The organism is Marinomonas piezotolerans, assembly GCF_003362755.1.
Classification (GTDB): domain Bacteria; phylum Pseudomonadota; class Gammaproteobacteria; order Pseudomonadales; family Marinomonadaceae; genus Marinomonas; species Marinomonas piezotolerans.
Window position 1 is genome coordinate 179,833 of record NZ_QKRA01000008.1, and the last position, 15,873, is coordinate 195,705.

General features: G+C 45.4%; 15 protein-coding genes. 12 read left to right on the forward strand and 3 right to left on the reverse strand.

Annotated features, from left to right (window positions below):
• Window positions 1-6 precede the first annotated feature (6 nt).
• Together chrA and DN730_RS15440 are read left to right on the forward strand one after the other, a co-directional pair.
• Window positions 7-1,167 carry a chromate efflux transporter gene (gene chrA, locus DN730_RS15435; protein WP_211313893.1) on the forward strand — a complete coding sequence of 387 codons (1,161 nt, stop codon included), beginning with the start codon at window positions 7-9 and terminating at the stop codon, window positions 1,165-1,167.
• 78 nt (window positions 1,168-1,245) lie between these two features.
• Entirely contained in the window at window positions 1,246-1,530 is a 285-nt protein-coding gene (locus DN730_RS15440; protein WP_115469044.1) for an oxidative damage protection protein, read from the forward strand.
• An 87-nt stretch (window positions 1,531-1,617) separates the two neighbouring features.
• Here the strand turns inward: DN730_RS15440 and DN730_RS15445 are convergent, their stop codons facing one another.
• Complete coding sequence (locus tag DN730_RS15445) at window positions 1,618-2,043, reverse strand: flagellar basal body-associated FliL family protein (RefSeq protein ID WP_115469045.1); 426 nt, start codon at window positions 2,041-2,043, stop codon at window positions 1,618-1,620.
• Between the two features lie 144 nt (window positions 2,044-2,187).
• Between DN730_RS15445 and DN730_RS15450 the strand changes: the two genes are divergently transcribed.
• From DN730_RS15450 to DN730_RS15475, 6 genes are all read left to right on the forward strand, one after another.
• Window positions 2,188-2,679 carry a disulfide bond formation protein B gene (locus DN730_RS15450; RefSeq protein WP_115469046.1) on the forward strand — a complete coding sequence of 164 codons (492 nt, stop codon included), beginning with the start codon at window positions 2,188-2,190 and terminating at the stop codon, window positions 2,677-2,679.
• Window positions 2,680-2,818: 139 nt separating this feature from the next.
• Window positions 2,819-3,289 (forward strand): sigma D regulator, encoded by a 471-nt coding sequence (gene rsd, locus DN730_RS15455; protein WP_115469047.1) that lies wholly within the window; start codon window positions 2,819-2,821, stop codon window positions 3,287-3,289.
• Entirely contained in the window at window positions 3,261-4,247 is a 987-nt protein-coding gene (locus DN730_RS15460) for a WD40 repeat domain-containing protein (protein WP_115469048.1), read from the forward strand. Before rsd ends, DN730_RS15460 begins: the two co-directional genes overlap by 29 nt.
• A 14-nt stretch (window positions 4,248-4,261) precedes the next feature.
• Window positions 4,262-4,657: a DUF423 domain-containing protein gene (locus DN730_RS15465; RefSeq protein ID WP_115469049.1), complete on the forward strand. Its 396-nt coding sequence runs from the start codon at window positions 4,262-4,264 to the stop codon at window positions 4,655-4,657.
• Between the two features lie 66 nt (window positions 4,658-4,723).
• Window positions 4,724-5,431 carry a tRNA (guanosine(46)-N7)-methyltransferase TrmB gene (gene trmB, locus DN730_RS15470; protein ID WP_115469050.1) on the forward strand — a complete coding sequence of 236 codons (708 nt, stop codon included), beginning with the start codon at window positions 4,724-4,726 and terminating at the stop codon, window positions 5,429-5,431.
• Between the two features lie 98 nt (window positions 5,432-5,529).
• Complete coding sequence (locus tag DN730_RS15475) at window positions 5,530-7,512, forward strand: hypothetical protein (protein WP_115469051.1); 1,983 nt, start codon at window positions 5,530-5,532, stop codon at window positions 7,510-7,512.
• Window positions 7,513-7,586: 74 nt separating this feature from the next.
• On the opposite strand, the gene DN730_RS15480 is transcribed toward DN730_RS15475, so the two are convergent.
• A complete protein-coding gene (locus DN730_RS15480) occupies window positions 7,587-7,988 on the reverse strand; it encodes an H-NS histone family protein (protein WP_115469052.1) in 402 nt (133 codons plus the stop codon).
• Window positions 7,989-8,214: 226 nt separating this feature from the next.
• Between DN730_RS15480 and DN730_RS15485 the strand changes: the two genes are divergently transcribed.
• Complete coding sequence (locus DN730_RS15485) at window positions 8,215-10,380, forward strand: helix-hairpin-helix domain-containing protein (RefSeq protein WP_245957989.1); 2,166 nt, start codon at window positions 8,215-8,217, stop codon at window positions 10,378-10,380.
• Between the two features lie 156 nt (window positions 10,381-10,536).
• Here the strand turns inward: DN730_RS15485 and DN730_RS15490 are convergent, their stop codons facing one another.
• The gene (locus tag DN730_RS15490; protein ID WP_115469053.1) at window positions 10,537-11,439 is read right to left on the reverse strand and encodes a LysR family transcriptional regulator; all 903 of its coding nucleotides are present in this window, start codon (window positions 11,437-11,439) and stop codon (window positions 10,537-10,539) included.
• A gap of 156 nt (window positions 11,440-11,595) precedes the next feature.
• Between DN730_RS15490 and DN730_RS15495 the strand changes: the two genes are divergently transcribed.
• The 3 genes from DN730_RS15495 (at window position 11,596) to glmS (ending at window position 15,721) form a co-directional block, all read left to right on the forward strand.
• The gene (locus DN730_RS15495; protein ID WP_115469054.1) at window positions 11,596-12,189 is read left to right on the forward strand and encodes an FMN-dependent NADH-azoreductase; all 594 of its coding nucleotides are present in this window, start codon (window positions 11,596-11,598) and stop codon (window positions 12,187-12,189) included.
• Between the two features lie 333 nt (window positions 12,190-12,522).
• Window positions 12,523-13,890: a bifunctional UDP-N-acetylglucosamine diphosphorylase/glucosamine-1-phosphate N-acetyltransferase GlmU gene (glmU, locus tag DN730_RS15500; protein ID WP_115469055.1), complete on the forward strand. Its 1,368-nt coding sequence runs from the start codon at window positions 12,523-12,525 to the stop codon at window positions 13,888-13,890.
• A 1-nt stretch (window position 13,891) separates the two neighbouring features.
• Window positions 13,892-15,721: a glutamine--fructose-6-phosphate transaminase (isomerizing) gene (gene glmS, locus DN730_RS15505; RefSeq protein WP_115469056.1), complete on the forward strand. Its 1,830-nt coding sequence runs from the start codon at window positions 13,892-13,894 to the stop codon at window positions 15,719-15,721.
• Window positions 15,722-15,873: the final 152 nt, after the last annotated feature.

Sequence of the window (15,873 nt, forward strand, 5' to 3'; positions counted from 1 at the left end):
AATGAGATGATGGTATTCAACATATTTAAAACGTTTTTCTTGTTAGGGTGCACTAGCTTTGGGGGCCCTGCGGCGCATTTAGGGTATTTTCGTAAGTTATTCGTAGAGCAGCTTAAATGGGTCGATGAGCCTCAATACGCGCAGTGGATTGCCATTAGCCAAGTGATGCCTGGCCCTGGATCAAGCCAAGTGGGATTTGCGATTGGATGTCACCGAGCTGGGATAATGGGGGGGCTGGCTGCATTTGTGGGCTTCACTTTACCGTCTGTGATGCTAATGTGCGCATTTGCTTGGTTTGGCACTTTAGTTGTGGGAGAACAGTGGTTCACTAATATCATCAGTGCTTTAAAGTTGATGGCTGTTGTGATTGTCGCAGATGCGGCCTTGGGTATGTATCGATCGTTTTGTTCCAGCAGGACATTAAAGTTAATGGCGTTAGCTGGGGTGCTATTTACACTTGCTTGGCCATTTGGCTTTGCGGGGTTATGGCTAGTCGCCATCGCAGGTTTGCTTGGTGCTGGAATGCGCAGCAAAGAGACGCCATCAATGAAAGATCATCGTAGACCGTCTCTAGTTAGGGCAAACGTTGCGTTAGTCATCTTTGTCGTACTGTTTGTTGTCAGTTTGATGTTACCTGATCAAGGTGTCGCAGGACTTGCGGCTCAATTTTATCAATCAGGTAGCTTGGTATTTGGTGGTGGGCATGTGGTGCTGCCACTTATTAGTGAGTTCGTATCAAATGATGTTTCAACATCGCAAGTCCTGACGGGGTATGCCGCAGCTCAGGCAGTCCCTGGTCCTATGTTTACGATCGCAACCTACCTTGGTGCAATGGTTGCGCCTGCTGAACACAGCATTATCTGGGCGTTGGTTGCCACGGGTGCCATATTTGCTCCTGGCTTATTGCTGATGTTGGTTGGACAAGCGTATTGGCAGCGCCTAGCCGGTTACGCAAGAGCGCAGGGAGCCGTGCAATACATTAATGCCGCGGTAGTAGGTTTGCTTGTCGCCACTTTGGTATTCCCTATTATTCCGACCAGTGTCACCACCTATTGGCAGATTGTAGTTGTTGGTGCGGCGTTTGTGTGGGTGCATGGCTTTAAACCGCCAATCTGGCAGGTTGTTGTCGCTTTTCTTGCGGGTGCGATGACGGCTTCTTTGCTTTAGACTGTGGCGCATGATGCTTGAATAATGTCGAGTCATCGCCATTATTTGAATCACACATTGTTTTATAAAGAGGCGGTTATGCCAAATACAGTATTTTGTAAAAAGTTTCAGAAAGAAATGGAAGGCTTAGAGCGTGCACCATTACCCGGTGCAAAAGGGAAAGAAGTGCTTGAAAATGTGTCCAAGCAAGCGTGGATGGAATGGCAAGCCTTACAAACCATGATCATTAATGAAAAGCATTTAAATTTGATGCAACCGGATAGTCGTAAATATCTTCTGGAACAAATGGATAAGTTCTTTAATAACGAGCCAACGGATCGTCTACAAGGCTACGTCGATCCAGACGATATTCAAGAGTTGTAAAAAGCGAACGTAAAGATAAAAAATAGCCCCATACCGCTGCAGGTATGGGGCTATTTTTTTATTAAAACTTGCTGCTGTAAAAGAGGCTTACTGGGTAACAAAGCTCGCAAACAACACATCAATAATGGGCGCTACGCCTGTTTCTTCTTGCAAGGCTTCGTTGACGGCGACTTTAGCATCTTCCCGTGTCTTTTCACGAGCAATGGCTCCAGTAACTTGGTCTTTGGTGCGAGAGCTTAAAAACATGACGATCGCATCACGCACGATTGGCATATTTGATAAGACAACGTTCTCTTTGGCGCTATCAGTACGTAGGCTGATTTTGGTCTTAATGTAAGACAAGCGACTACCTGATGAGGCATAGTTGACGATGAAGTCTGGCGTCAGCTCAATATAGACAGGCGTAATGGGGGCAGCTTCATCCTCCGCAAACACGGCTTGGCTGAACAACGCTGCAATAAAGGCTAATGTGATGAAAAGATGCTTTTTTCCTAAAAGCGAATTGAGCGTCATAGTTCCTCTCTCGAATTTATGTCGTTACTGGGTATACTACCTGTCATTATAAGTGGATGTCAGTAATCTGTCGCACTTTATGAAGATTCTACTGTCTAGCTTTCGTTAGGTCACTGTTTTACCCAAATTTAAGGATAGTTATATATGTTATCGCTGTTGTCGGCTCGCCGTTTTCACGGCCTCGTAGCAATCACCGCATTTGGATTGTTGGGAGTGGCATTTTACATGGAGTATCAGATGGGGTTAGAGCCCTGTCCCTTGTGCATGTTCCAACGCATCATGTTTTTCATGATTGGCGTGTTGTCTTTGATATCAGCGCTTGGAGCGAACGTCTCTTGGCAGCGAAAAATGTCTTGGCCTATTGTCGTCTTTTCTATCTTTGGTGCGGCGTTGGCGATTCGCCATTTGTACTTACAGAACCTACCGACGGATGAGTTGCCTGCGTGCTTGCCGGGTTTGAGCTATATGTTTGAGGTATTTCCGTGGCAAGAGATTCTGCAAGCAATGGTAATGGGGACCGGTGAGTGCGGCGATGTGGTTTGGACGTTTCTTGGTTTAAGCATCCCCGGTTGGACCCTGGTGGCCTTCGTCGCCATGGCGCTTTCAAACATAGGGATTGCCCTGAAAGCGAAATAGTGTGCGATTGTTTCTGGTTACATAACTCCTTAAATAGATAACAAAAGCAACTTGGCTTTATCTTGCAGGGGAAGAATGATCGGAATATGCTAAAACCAGAATAGATGATAATAATGAAACGCGGTTAGGAGACAAGTCTATGTTGGAACGTTGTAAAACTGCGCAAGAGCGATGGGGCGGTGTTCACGCAATCATAGATCGCTGGTTACATCAGCGTAAAATGCTCGTTGAGTCTTGGAGTGGGCTCTATGAGTTAGGTGAGTTCACACCGACGGATACAGTGAAAATCCAAGCATTTTGTGAGCTTCTCGTGGATTATGTGTCGACGGGACATTTCGAGGTCTATGAACAACTCGCGATGGAAGCAAAAGACTTCCATGATGATACTGCATTGCAGTGTTTTAGAAACTTAATGCCAAAGATTGAGGCGAACACTGAAATCGTATTGGAGTTTCAAGACAAATACGATACCAAGGAACATTGCAATGCGTTGCTCGTGGATTTGCCGCTAGCACTGCAAACGCTAGGACTCGTAATGGATGAGCGATTTGGGTATGAGGATCAACTCATTGAAGAGCTTCATGAAGCACACACAGAACAAAGTGCTTAAAGCGTTTTGTTGGGTATCTAGCGTCCTCTTCCTGGTCGGGTGTTCCGCTGAAGGCCCAAGCGATACCAGAGAAGTTGCGGTTCAAGGGTTATATTCTGCAGCGTTGAGTGACGATGGCACTGGCGCTGTTATAAGTTCCATTCAGCACGGTGGTAGTTATTGGAAAACCATAGCAGGGCAGCGTGTATTTAATTGGAATCACCAGCAAGGCGAATTTAGTCCTTTGGTGAGTGTTGATATTGATCCAAGTGGAGACTTTGCTGCGACGGGTGGAGCCAGAACCATGGTGCTATGGAGCACTGTCACGGGTCAATCTTTAGGTTATTGGAATACTCCTGGAGACGTCAAAGCCCTCAAACTGACGCGCAATGGAGACTACGCCTTAGTCGGCATGGACGATCAAACAGCACGGTATTTTGATGTCAAAAATGGTGGAATTCGTCAAACCTTGCGAACTGGGGCCATTGTCCGATCCGTAGATGTGACTCCCGATGGCCGTTATGGTCTGACGGGGGACGATAAATACAATGTCACCTTATGGGATTTGGCGTCAGGTGAAGCCAAATACACTTGGTCATTAGACAACAATATCGCAACCGTCGCATTGTCGAGTGATGGGACCTATGCATTTGGTGCCGCGCAACTTGGGCAAGCAAGAGTGTGGTCAACTTTGACCGGGCGAGAGGTTTCGAAGATCGATACAGGTGCGCTGCAATCGCGAAATGTCACAATCAGTCAGGCTGTTTTTTCAGCTGATCACCGGAATTTATTATTAGGGCAGCAAAACCGCCGCGTGACACTTGTGAATACGGTCACTGGCAATGTGTCCAGTTCTTGGGATCTGCATTTGAAAAAAATTCTGCGTCCAACAAGCGCGACGGTGCTGGCGTTAGCGTTTGGTTCCGGTAACACCTACTATGCAGTGGGCAGCAATGGTTTCATCAATATTCTTAAATAGCAAAGGCACCGTGCATGGAATTGACTAAAAAGCAGTCATTTTGGGCGGCTGTGTGCGCGATACAAGCGTTGATTGCTGTTGCGGCGGGAGCATTTGGTGCTCATGGTCTTAAAGCTATCGTACCTCAGCAAAACTTGGAGTGGTGGCAGACGGGCTGTCAATACTTGATGTATCATGCTCTGGCTGGTTTTGTGATGATTTTATTATCATCTTGGCGTGCTCGCTTAATCACCCCTGTTAAGCTATTTACATCTGGCAGTATATGCTTTTCTGGCTCGCTGTTTATTATGACGTTATCTGATATTCGACAATTCGGAGTGGTCACTCCTGTTGGTGGATTGCTTTATGTCGTCGGTTGGGGGGTGGCTATTTATTGCTTTATTAAATATCGTAAGAAAGAAGTGAATTAACAGACATTTTTTGTCACTTTTAGTACTATATGTGTCTAAATGTGAACCAGAGAATGCGAACACTCAATGCAAGACGATCAGACTCCATTAACCCCTGAAATCAAAAAACGTACTATTCGTAGTTTTGTCGTTCGCGGCGGGCGAATGACAGAAGGTCAACAAAAAGCCTACGACGCGAATTGGGCTGTCTATGGCTTAGATGTCAACCAAGGCCGTATTGCATACGAAGACGTCTTCGGCCGTCAATCGGATGTAGTGATTGAAGTGGGGTTTGGAATGGGAGCGTCTCTTATCGAGATGGCAAAAAATGCGCCCGAGAACGACTACATCGGCATTGAAGTTCATCCACCTGGTGTAGCTAAGCTAATGATGCTCGCCAAAGAAGCGGGTTTAACGAATATTCGAGTTTATTGCCATGATGCGATTGAAATCATGGCGGATTGCTTGCCGCAAGGTCAAGCAACGACCTTCCAATTATTTTTTCCAGATCCATGGCACAAAAAGAAGCATAATAAGCGCCGTATTGTGCAGCCACTATTTGCCCAGCAAGTTCGTAATATCCTAAAGTCTGGTGGTCAATTTCATATGGCAACCGATTGGGAACCTTATGCAGAGCATATGCTGGAAGTCATGGAGGCACAGGATAATTATGAAAACGCCGCTGGCAAAGGTCATTACCACCCCCGACCAGATTGGCGCCCACTGACCAAGTTTGAACAGCGTGGTGAGAAACTTGGGCATGGTGTGTGGGACTTGCTGTATACGAAATTGTAATGAACGCGTTGTAACCTAAAGACAAATCATCGCCTTCAATGTGAGTTGCACATTAGGGCAAATGAACCCCTTTTAATGAACAAATAGGTAAAGTAAACATGGAAGCTGATAACAAGCATTCTGATTATCCAAATGATGAAATAGATTTAAAGCAATTAGTCCTTGCGGCTTGGGCAACTCGAGTCAAAGTGATTCTGTCGTGTTTGGTCTTTGCGGCATTGTTCTTTGGCTACTTGTTTTTTAAAGTTGCCAATACACCTACGTCGACTTCGTATTACCAGTTGATCGGCTTTACCTTTAAAAATATTGAAGAAGGCCGATACCCTAACGGTGATACGTTTCGGCTTGAAGACATCATTGCTCCTAGCGTGCTGAATGCTGTGTACGATGATCTTGATATCCAGAAAACAGGTCTTTCCCTGAATGACTTTAGTAGTCAACTGCATGTCTACCCTTATTCCCCTGAACGAGATTTTATTGTTCAAAAATACTTAGCTGTATTGAACGATACAAACGCTGATGATGTAACGAAAGCGGAAGCGCGTTTGAATTTGAATTCAGAACTCAATACTGCGTTGAAGCGCTCTGCCCGAATCATATTTGATAATAAAAAAAGCGCGTTACCAGATGAGTTAGCTTTAGAAACAGTGAGTCAAGTCGCAAAAACTTGGGCGCAACAGGCTATCTTTGTGCGTGGTGTGACGAAAAGTGATCTGGCTATTATAGCACCAGAAGTTATTAGTTCGGGTATTGGCTCGAAAAACTCTACATTGACACAGCTTAGTAGCTTATGGAGCCACTTTACGACTCTTAAAAATCAAATTAACAATTTGACTTCGCAACCATCGGCAACAACCGTAGTGGATGAGAATTCAAATTTGGGCGTACAAGACTTACAAGTACTGATGAACAATTTGGAAGTGCAGTTTGTCAAAACTCCTGCTATGTGGAGCTATGAGCAAACCAACGCACTATCTCTAAACAAGTCGTTATACTCGCCACGATTGTTTGATATTAGTTTAGTTGAAGATTTAGATTATCTTATTGCTGTGGATGTTTTGGGGCAACGTATTGATTTGGTACGTCAAAATATTGAAGGGCTATATAGTGAACAATTCGGTGGTATTGTGACTGATCCTGTTACTGGTCTTGCTTTAAGTGATCTCCAGCGCTTATTGACTGACATGGAGCAGTATTCTTTACAGCAAATGCGTGCTCCTTTATTGCAATTGGGGATTAGTAAAGATCCTTCTCGCGTGCCTTTGTATTACAACTTTAGAATTTCGCAACTCCAACGAGAGGCGGATTCATTAAAACAGCAGGTCGCGGCCATTCAGAATGCTGAGAAACGATATGTTAATGGAGGCACAGGTTCTATAGGTGGATCTGCAGAGGGAGGACAGTCTAACAGTGCATTGGGTCAAACGACCACACTAATACCTCAATTAGGTGATGCGTTCTTAGATAAGATTATCTCTATGAGTGAAAAAGGTGGGGATACTGCGTATCGCCAAGATCTAAACAAAGATACCATTACTTTAGAGCGTAGTGCGATTGAGTTAGAAAAACAGATTTCTGAAATACGACAGTACATAAACTTGTTTGAAAAAGCGCCCAATGATGCGCAATCGAAAAAGCTGCGCAATAGTTACCTTGAAAAAATCGATCAGGTATTTTTAACAACATTCGATCGTTTGAAGGTTTATGCAGAAGTGACTCAGCGTATTTCAAATCGCCTGCGTTTAGCGCAAGAGATTACTAAGACTTTCAGCGGTTCGCCTTATGCAATCAGTGGTGACTACTACCTACAGAATGTAAGCGATTCATCAGTATCTATGGTTGATATTAAAGCAGAATTAATGCGATATGCAGAGATAGCACGTAATCTGCGCGATAAGCTTAATATGGAGCGCTATGGTGTGGTGAACGACCTTTATCGCTATCTAGGTGAACCAAGCCAAGGAAAAGTTCAGCTTATCAGTAAACGTGATATTCTTGTATTGGTTGTAGGGCTAATCTTGGTGGGGCTATTTAGTATGCTGATTACTATGATAGTCCGCGCAATTAAGGCAAAGTCATAACCGTTATATAGATTTAAGAACAAATAAAAACCGGCATGATGAATGCCGGTTTTTATTTATCTAAGGCGAAGTAACTAGTCTTTTATTTCCGCATCGTCGCGGGAATTTCCTGCATCAAAATATGCTTGGAAGACTTTTGGTGTGCGACCACGGCCACTCCACTCGTGAGTTTCGCCATTCCATTCGATGCGATATTTGGGTTTGACGGGTTTTCCTTTGGTTGCGCTGCTGCGAGGAGCGCTCAGCGTCGCTATTTCTTCAAGGGTTAAACCACTTTTCTCAATCAGCTTGGCTATTTCTTCGGCTTGTTGTGCTTTTGCTGCTTCTTCAGCTTGACGAGCGGCTTCTTCTTCCTGCATTTTAATTAGGGCGTTATTAAGGCCTTCGATTAGATTTTCGAGTTGTGCAACATTCAACTCTTTTGCAGCGGCGCGCGCCTTAGCTTTGTTACCAGCAAGTTCTTGTAATAAGCTCATGGTTTCTCCTAGTTTTCTGAAACGCTCATGAAAGGGCGAACACAGACAAGAAATCCATCCTAAACTGTGTTTTTAATTAGGTACAATGAAAACTAAAATCATATTAGTTAACGATAAAATATCGCTTTTAATGGTATGCATTATTAGTTATTAATCAAGTTTAATATGATGTGTTGATCGATGTTTCCTCAATTTTATAACCAATCAAAGTAGTAAGTAATTATTTATGAGTATGTCTCAGACTCTTATTAAAAAAATTGCCGGTGAGTTCTCAATATCTAAAGACGTTGCCCAAAAAATCATTCAGTTATTTATCGATGGGGCAACCGTTCCTTTTATCGCTCGCTATCGTAAGGAAACAACCGGGGGTATGTCTGGCGAGGTGCTTAGAGAATACTATAACCGTTGGCAATATCTTGTTGATCTTGAAAAGCGGCGTGGCGCCATTCTTTCTATATTAAAGGGCATACCAGAACTCCCTAAAGAGGTATTTCAATCAATCCAACGGGCGCAGACTAAGTCTGAGTTGGAAGACATTTACGCACCATACAAGAGTATTCGTCAATCTAAAGCGGATCTTGCTATTGAACAGGGGTTGATGGAGTTTGCGATACAGCTTTGGAGCCGCGGTAATGGTCAGGCTAAGGCTTTGTATCAGACCCTTTCACCTCGTTTCAAAAAACCTGTTTCATTTGCCGAAACGATAGTGGGAGCGCAAGAGATTATTATTGAGCGGCTGAGTCAAAACACTCTTCTTATAAATGCCTGCAAACAATGGTTATTTAAAGATGGGCAACTGGTGAGTCGAGTTTTACGGGGTAAAAAAGAATCTGGAGAAAAATTTAGAGACTACTTTGACTATCAAGAAGCGGTTCAGAAAATTCCTTCTCATCGATTGCTAGCGTTATTTCGAGGGAAAAAAGAATCCATACTGAAGCTATCAATAGAGCCATTGTCTAGCGCACTCCCATATAGCTTACAAAAAGTCGAGTTGCTCACACCTATAGGGTTTCCACTAATTAAAGAAGGCGCGATAAGTAAAGAGAAGTTTGCTTGGCTAGAAAAGGCATGGTTACAAACTCTACAATCTAAAATAGAAAACGATATTCTATCGGACTTAAAGAATAAGGCCGAACGGGGTGCAATAGACGTTTTCCAAGCCAACCTAAGGGATCTTTTAATGGCTGCGCCCGCAGGATCAAAACGTACCCTTGCGTTAGATCCTGGTTTTCGTAATGGTGTTAAGTGGGCGGCTATTGACGAGCAAGGGCGTTTACTCGATTCTGGGGTTATCTTTCCTCATCCACCGCAAAATCAAGAACGTCGTGCAAGAGAGTCGATAACCCAGGTATTGCAGCATTTTGAGATCGAATGGGCAGTAGTAGGAAATGGTACGGCGTCACGCGAAACAGAAGCGTTTGTAAAACAAGTCATTGCTGAACAGGAACTCTCGTGTCAGTGCGTGGTTGTCTCTGAAGCAGGAGCATCTGTCTATTCGGCTTCTAAGGTCGCGATAGAGGAATTTCCTGATTTAGATGTAACGATAAGAGGAGCCATCTCGATCGCGCGCCGCTTTCAGGATCCACTGGCGGAGCTGGTAAAAATTGACCCTCAAGCCATTGGGGTAGGGCAATACCAGCATGACGTTAAAGCAAATCGGCTGAAACAAGCGCTGAGCGACGTGGTTGAAGACTGCGTCAATGCTGTGGGAGTTGATTTAAATTTAGCGTCGGCGTCATTGCTCTCCTATGTGGCAGGATTAACCGAGCGCTTGGCCCAAAATATTGTTGCGCTGCGTGATCAATTAGGCGAATTCACCAGTCGCGATCAGATAAAAAAAGTGAAGGGCATTGGTGATAAAGCGTTTGAGCAGTGTGCTGGCTTTTTGCGAATTCGCAATGGTCATGAGCCGCTAGATGCGTCTTCAGTGCATCCAGAGTCGTATACCTTAGTAAAACAAATGGCGAATAGTGTAGGCATGGATGTGGCAAGTTTGATTGGCAATCAAACAGCCTTGGCGAAATTGGGGCAATCATCGTCTTTCGGCGGCTCCTTGGCGTATACCTATACTGATATCATCAATGAGCTTGCGAAGCCTGGACGCGACCCTCGGCCAGAGTTTCAATACGCTCAATTCGACGCCACCATATCAAGTATCAGCGATTTATATTCTGGGATGACGCTCGAAGGCGTTATCACCAATGTTGCGGCATTTGGTGCGTTTGTAGACATTGGTGTCCACCAGGATGGATTAGTGCACATCTCTCAACTGGCTAATCGCTTTGTTAAAGATCCCCGAGACGAAGTCAAAGTAGGTGAAGTGGTTAAAGTAGAAGTGCTCGAAGTGGACGAGAAACGAAAGCGGATTGCCTTGAAACGAGTAACATCCTAGATCGACTGACAATACCTTACGACCTACATAAGTCCGCACACCAGCGGGCAAAGGTAGGTCGGGCTTTAGCCCGACAAAAGAATTGTCGCAGTACCTTACGACCTACGAAAGTCCGCAAATCAGCAAGTAACGGTAGATCAGGCTTCGTACCGCATTCTACTTATGTGCGCTGCACTGCGCGCATGATTGCTGTAGTAGTTCAACAAACAATCTTGTGGCTGGGCCGGTACGTTCACCTTTTCCGAAGATGGCATACATGTGAAAATTCCGCTCTCCGCCTGACTCCAGTTCTAAACGTTGAAGTTGACCATTGTTAATAAATGACTGCAAATCAGCTTTGGGTAGCCAAGCAAACCCAATACCCGACGCAACGACTTCTAACGCAGATTGAACGCTTGATACGGTCCAGCGACGGTCTGCTCCTAACCAACCTTCGTCGCGCGCATTTTCACTTCCCGAATCGCGGATGACAACTTGCAGTTCTTGCTTAAGGCGTTCGTTGCTGATGAGGCCGGGCTCTAGACAAAGTGGGTGATCCGTCGACGCAACCGCTATCATTTCAACATCCACAATCGGGTCAGCAAGGTAACCTTTTGGTACGATGCCGCTTAAAACAAGGTCTGGCGACCCTTCAGAAAGGACCTCAACAGTCCCGCTCAGAACCTCTTCTCTTAGCTGAACTAGTGTGCCCTGGCTTTGTGGTTCAAACGCTTTGAGGGCTCGGAGGAGCGCAGGTGTGGGGAATGCTTCATCGACGACTAATTCAATCTCAGGTTCCCAGCCTTGGCCAAGTGTATGCGCCAGCTCCTCCAGATCCAGTGCTTCACGCAATAAGTGGCGAGAGCGCCTAAGCAACACTTCTCCGCGTTCAGTGAGTTTTGCTTTGCGACCGTCAATTGTGAGTAAAGGGTAACCCAGTTGCTCCTGTAGTTTAGCGACGGTATAGCTTATTGAGGACTGGCTTTTGTGTAATGCTTCAGCTGCTTGTGCAAAGCCGCCTTTGTCAATAACGGCCTGCAACACTCTCCATTGCTCTAAGGTGACACGTGGCGCTTTCATATATAACCCTTGGTTTGGTAATGATTGGGTTTATTATCGTTTTTTTAGATTGGTTTCGTCAAAATATTCCGCTTTTATATCAAAAAAATTGGCCTTAAGATCTCACCATTGAAAGAATTTGAAGCGCATTGCTTCCAAACAGTTAGGAGAAATTATATGGCTACTTTACTACGTGTTGATTCCAGTGCTTCGGGTGAAAACTCAAAATCTCGTCAGCTTACCGATGCGTTCGTTGCGCAGTGGTTAATGAAAAACCCAGGTGGCAAAGTGGTTCAGCGCGATGTTAACGCAAACCCACTACCACACTTTACAAGCGAAACATTGGGCGCTCTGTTTACACCAGAAGAAGATCGCACCGAAGAGCAAAAAGCAATTGTAGCGATTGGTGATGAGCTGATTGAAGAACTCGAAGCGGCGGATGTGATAGCAATCAGCGCGCCAATGTACAACTTCAGCATCCCATCCACGTTGAAATCTTACTTTGACTACATCGCACGTGCGGGCCGTACATTCCAGTACACGGAAACAGGCCCTGAAGGTCTGGTCAAAAAAGATGCATATGTTTTCACCGCGAGCGGTAGCTTCTTAGCAGACACGCCTGTTGACCATCAAGTGCCTTATGTTCATACATTTTTAGGGTTTCTTGGTCTGAACGTAAAAGACACCTTCATCGCGGGCGGACAGGCTCTAGGTGAAGACGGTGAAAAAGCCTTCTCTGAAGCGAAAGACAAGATCGCTGCTGCAGTGTAAAAAACGAAATGGATGCGAGCCCCTGTCGCTGATCAGTGATGGGGGCTTTATTCTGAGAAACACCGCGAACGGTCGGTCGGGCTTCAGCCCGACAAAAATCCGGCAAACAGCAACAGTCAACGTCCTGTCGCAATAAATTGCGACCTACAAGCCAACTAGAACGGTAGGTCGGGCTTTAGCCCGACAAAAGTCTCCTCTCTTGATCCTCGGTAAAACTCAATAATACCTTGTTTGTCATTTTTTATATGACAAATAGCCTTGTCCATATTGCTTCCTCATAGTTAAATAGCAAGCTATTAAAAATGTTACCTTATTTAACTACAAGGAAGGTCCATGACACAGGACATCGTGATTCTTGCGGCAGGCAAAGGCAGCCGTATGAAATCTAGCTTTTCAAAAGTACTGCATAAGATTGGTGGCACCTCTATGGTGCGCCGTGTATTAGGCACGGCTGCTCAGCTTGATGATACTCAACTGCATTTAATCGTGGGACACCAAGGAGAACAAGTGGAGCAGGCTTGTCAGGATTTTTCTGCCAATATTGTCTGGCAAAACGATCCTCAAGGAACAGGTGATGCCTTACGTCGCGCGGCGCCATCTTTAAGTGATGCGGGTGCGACGTTGACGCTTTATGGTGATGTCCCTCTTATCCAGCAAAGTACTCTTGAGCAGATGCGCGCTTTGTCCACGCCCAACACGTTAGTATTACTTACAATACATCTAGAGAATCCTCATGGTTATGGTCGTATCGTACGTAATGCGGACAACCAAGTGATGGCAATCGTTGAGCAAAAAGACGCTAGCACTGAACAATTAGCGATCCAAGAAGTCAACACGGGCATTCTTTTAGCTCCGAATGGCAAACTCAAAGCGTGGCTTGATGCGCTGACCAATGATAATGCCCAAGGTGAATACTATCTGACGGATATTATTGCCATGGCAGCTTCACAGGGTGTTGAGATAGTAACCGTACAGCCTGAACATGAGTGGGAAGTTGCGGGTGTAAATGATCGAGTGCAGCTCGCTGCATTAGAGCGTGTTTGGCAGCAGCAACAGGCCGAAGAATTAATGCGCAATGGGGCGACTCTGTTAGATCCAGTTCGTATAGATGTCCGTGGTAAACTCACCACTGGTCAAGACTGTGTCATTGATATCAACTGTGTGTTTGAAGGTTCTGTTTCGTTAGGGGCTAATGTAGAAGTGGGCCCAAATTGTGTCTTGAAGAACTGTACCATCGGTGACAATACCATCATCAAAGCCAATACACTTATTGAAGACAGTGCTGTCGGTGAATCTTGCGATATTGGACCTTTTGCACGATTGCGCCCCGGTACTGAGTTAGCGAAGAAAGCCAAAATCGGTAACTTTGTCGAGACGAAAAAAGCTCTTATTGGCGAAGGCAGCAAGGTCAACCATTTAAGCTATGTAGGTGACACAAAAATGGGGGCACGCGTAAATGTTGGGGCAGGCACCATTACCTGTAATTATGATGGCGTCAATAAATTCCAAACAAGCATCGGAAATGATGTCTTTGTTGGGTCGAACACCTCATTAGTGGCACCTGTCGAAATTCAATCCGGAGCGACCATCGCGGCGGGTTCAACAATCACCAAGCTCGTGGCAGAAGATCAATTGGCGTTTGGCCGAGCTAAACAAATGAACAAAGATGGTTGGGCGCGTCCGACCAAGCAGGAGAAGTAATATGTGTGGAATCGTCGGCGCCATCGCTCAACGTAACGTAGCTAAAATACTATTAGAAGGCCTTTCTCGCCTAGAATACCGTGGTTATGACTCATCGGGAGTCGCGATCAATAATGAAACAGGTGTGCGCGCCCACCGTGCGGTCGGTAAAGTGCAAGCATTGAGAGATAAATTTGATGCCGTTCCGTTGGACGGTAAACAAGGTATTGCCCATACTCGATGGGCTACCCATGGCAAGCCAACCGAAGCCAATGCTCACCCACATTTTTCGGGAGATGACCTCGCTCTTGTTCATAATGGTATCATCGAAAACCATGCACCATTACGCCGAGAATTAAAAGAAAAAGGCTATGAATTCAAATCTGAAACCGATACTGAAGTCATCGTTCACCTTATTCACGACGCACTAAAATCTGAGCCTGATTTCTTGCAAGCAGTGAAGAATACCTTGAAGCGTTTAGAAGGTGCCTTTGCCATCGCTGTCACATTGAATCATGAAAATGAGCGTATGATCGCCGCTCGTAAAGGCAGTCCGCTTGTCGTAGGTGTGGGCATTGAAGAAAACTTTGTAGCGTCTGACCAGCTGGCACTACTGCACGTTACAGACCAGTTCATCTTCCTAGAAGAAGGTGATGTAGTAGAAGTGACCCGCGATGGGGTCACCATCTTTGATGCGCAAGATACCGTGCAAGATCGCCCTGTGCACGTATTCAATCATAATGTGGACGCGACCGATAAAGGTGAATATCGCCACTACATGATGAAAGAAATTTATGAGCAACCAAAAGTGATTGCTGCATGCTTAGAAGGCCGAATCAGCGAAACAAAAGTATTGACGAGCTGCTTCGGGGTGGACTCGAGCTTTTTGAAAGACATAGAAAACGTTCATATCGTCGCATGTGGTACCAGTTATCATGCGGGTATGGTTGCTAAGTATTGGATTGAAGATTTAGCGGGCTTGCCATGCAGTGTCGAAGTAGCGAGTGAGTACCGCTATCGCAAGGTCGCTGTCCCGAAAAACACCTTATTCTTGACCTTATCCCAATCAGGCGAGACGGCCGATACGCTGGCAGCCTTACGCATGGCAAAAGAGCTCGGTTATTTAACCTCCTTGGCGATTTGTAACGTTCCGTCTTCGACACTGGTGCGCGAATCAGCACTTACTCTATTAACCAATGCGGGTGCAGAGATTGGTGTTGCCTCAACCAAAGCATTTACCACTCAGTTGACAGCACTATTAATCACCTCGATCGCAATTGCCAGCGAAAAAGGTGCTTTGTCGGCAGAGAAAGAGGCGGAATTGGTTACGTCCATGCGCTCGTTACCAGCCCATATTGATGAGGCGCTAAAACAAGATGCTGCGATCAAAAAGGTGTCTGACCGATTTGCCAATAAGCATAATGCATTGTTCCTAGGGCGCGGACCTATGTTCCCAATTGCGCTAGAAGGATCTTTGAAGCTTAAAGAAATCTCATATATTCATGCCGAAGCCTACCCTGCTGGGGAGTTAAAGCATGGGCCGCTAGCATTAGTGGATGAGGACATGCCCATTATTACCTTGGTGCCTCACAACAACATGCTCGATAAACTGAAGTCCAATCTTCAGGAAGTCGCGGCACGAGGTGGAGAGCTGTATGTCTTCGCTGATAAAGATACCGACCTTCACAACGAAGACGGCGTGATCTTTACCGAAGTGCCAAAAGTGGATGAGATCTTAGAGCCCATCGTACACACCATTCCTTTGCAGTTACTTTCCTACCACGTTGCCGTCGTCAAAGGCACAGACGTCGACCAACCACGTAACCTAGCGAAATCCGTTACTGTCGAATAACCCCTGTTCCCGACCTACACCTCCTTGTGCGGTGACATTATAGTTTGATAAAAGACATTATAGTTTGATGTTTTACAATAATGTTTGATGTTTTTTAGCCTCCTGCTATGCTCAGAAAGTAAGCAGGAGGCTAGATATGTTAGATGCAGATA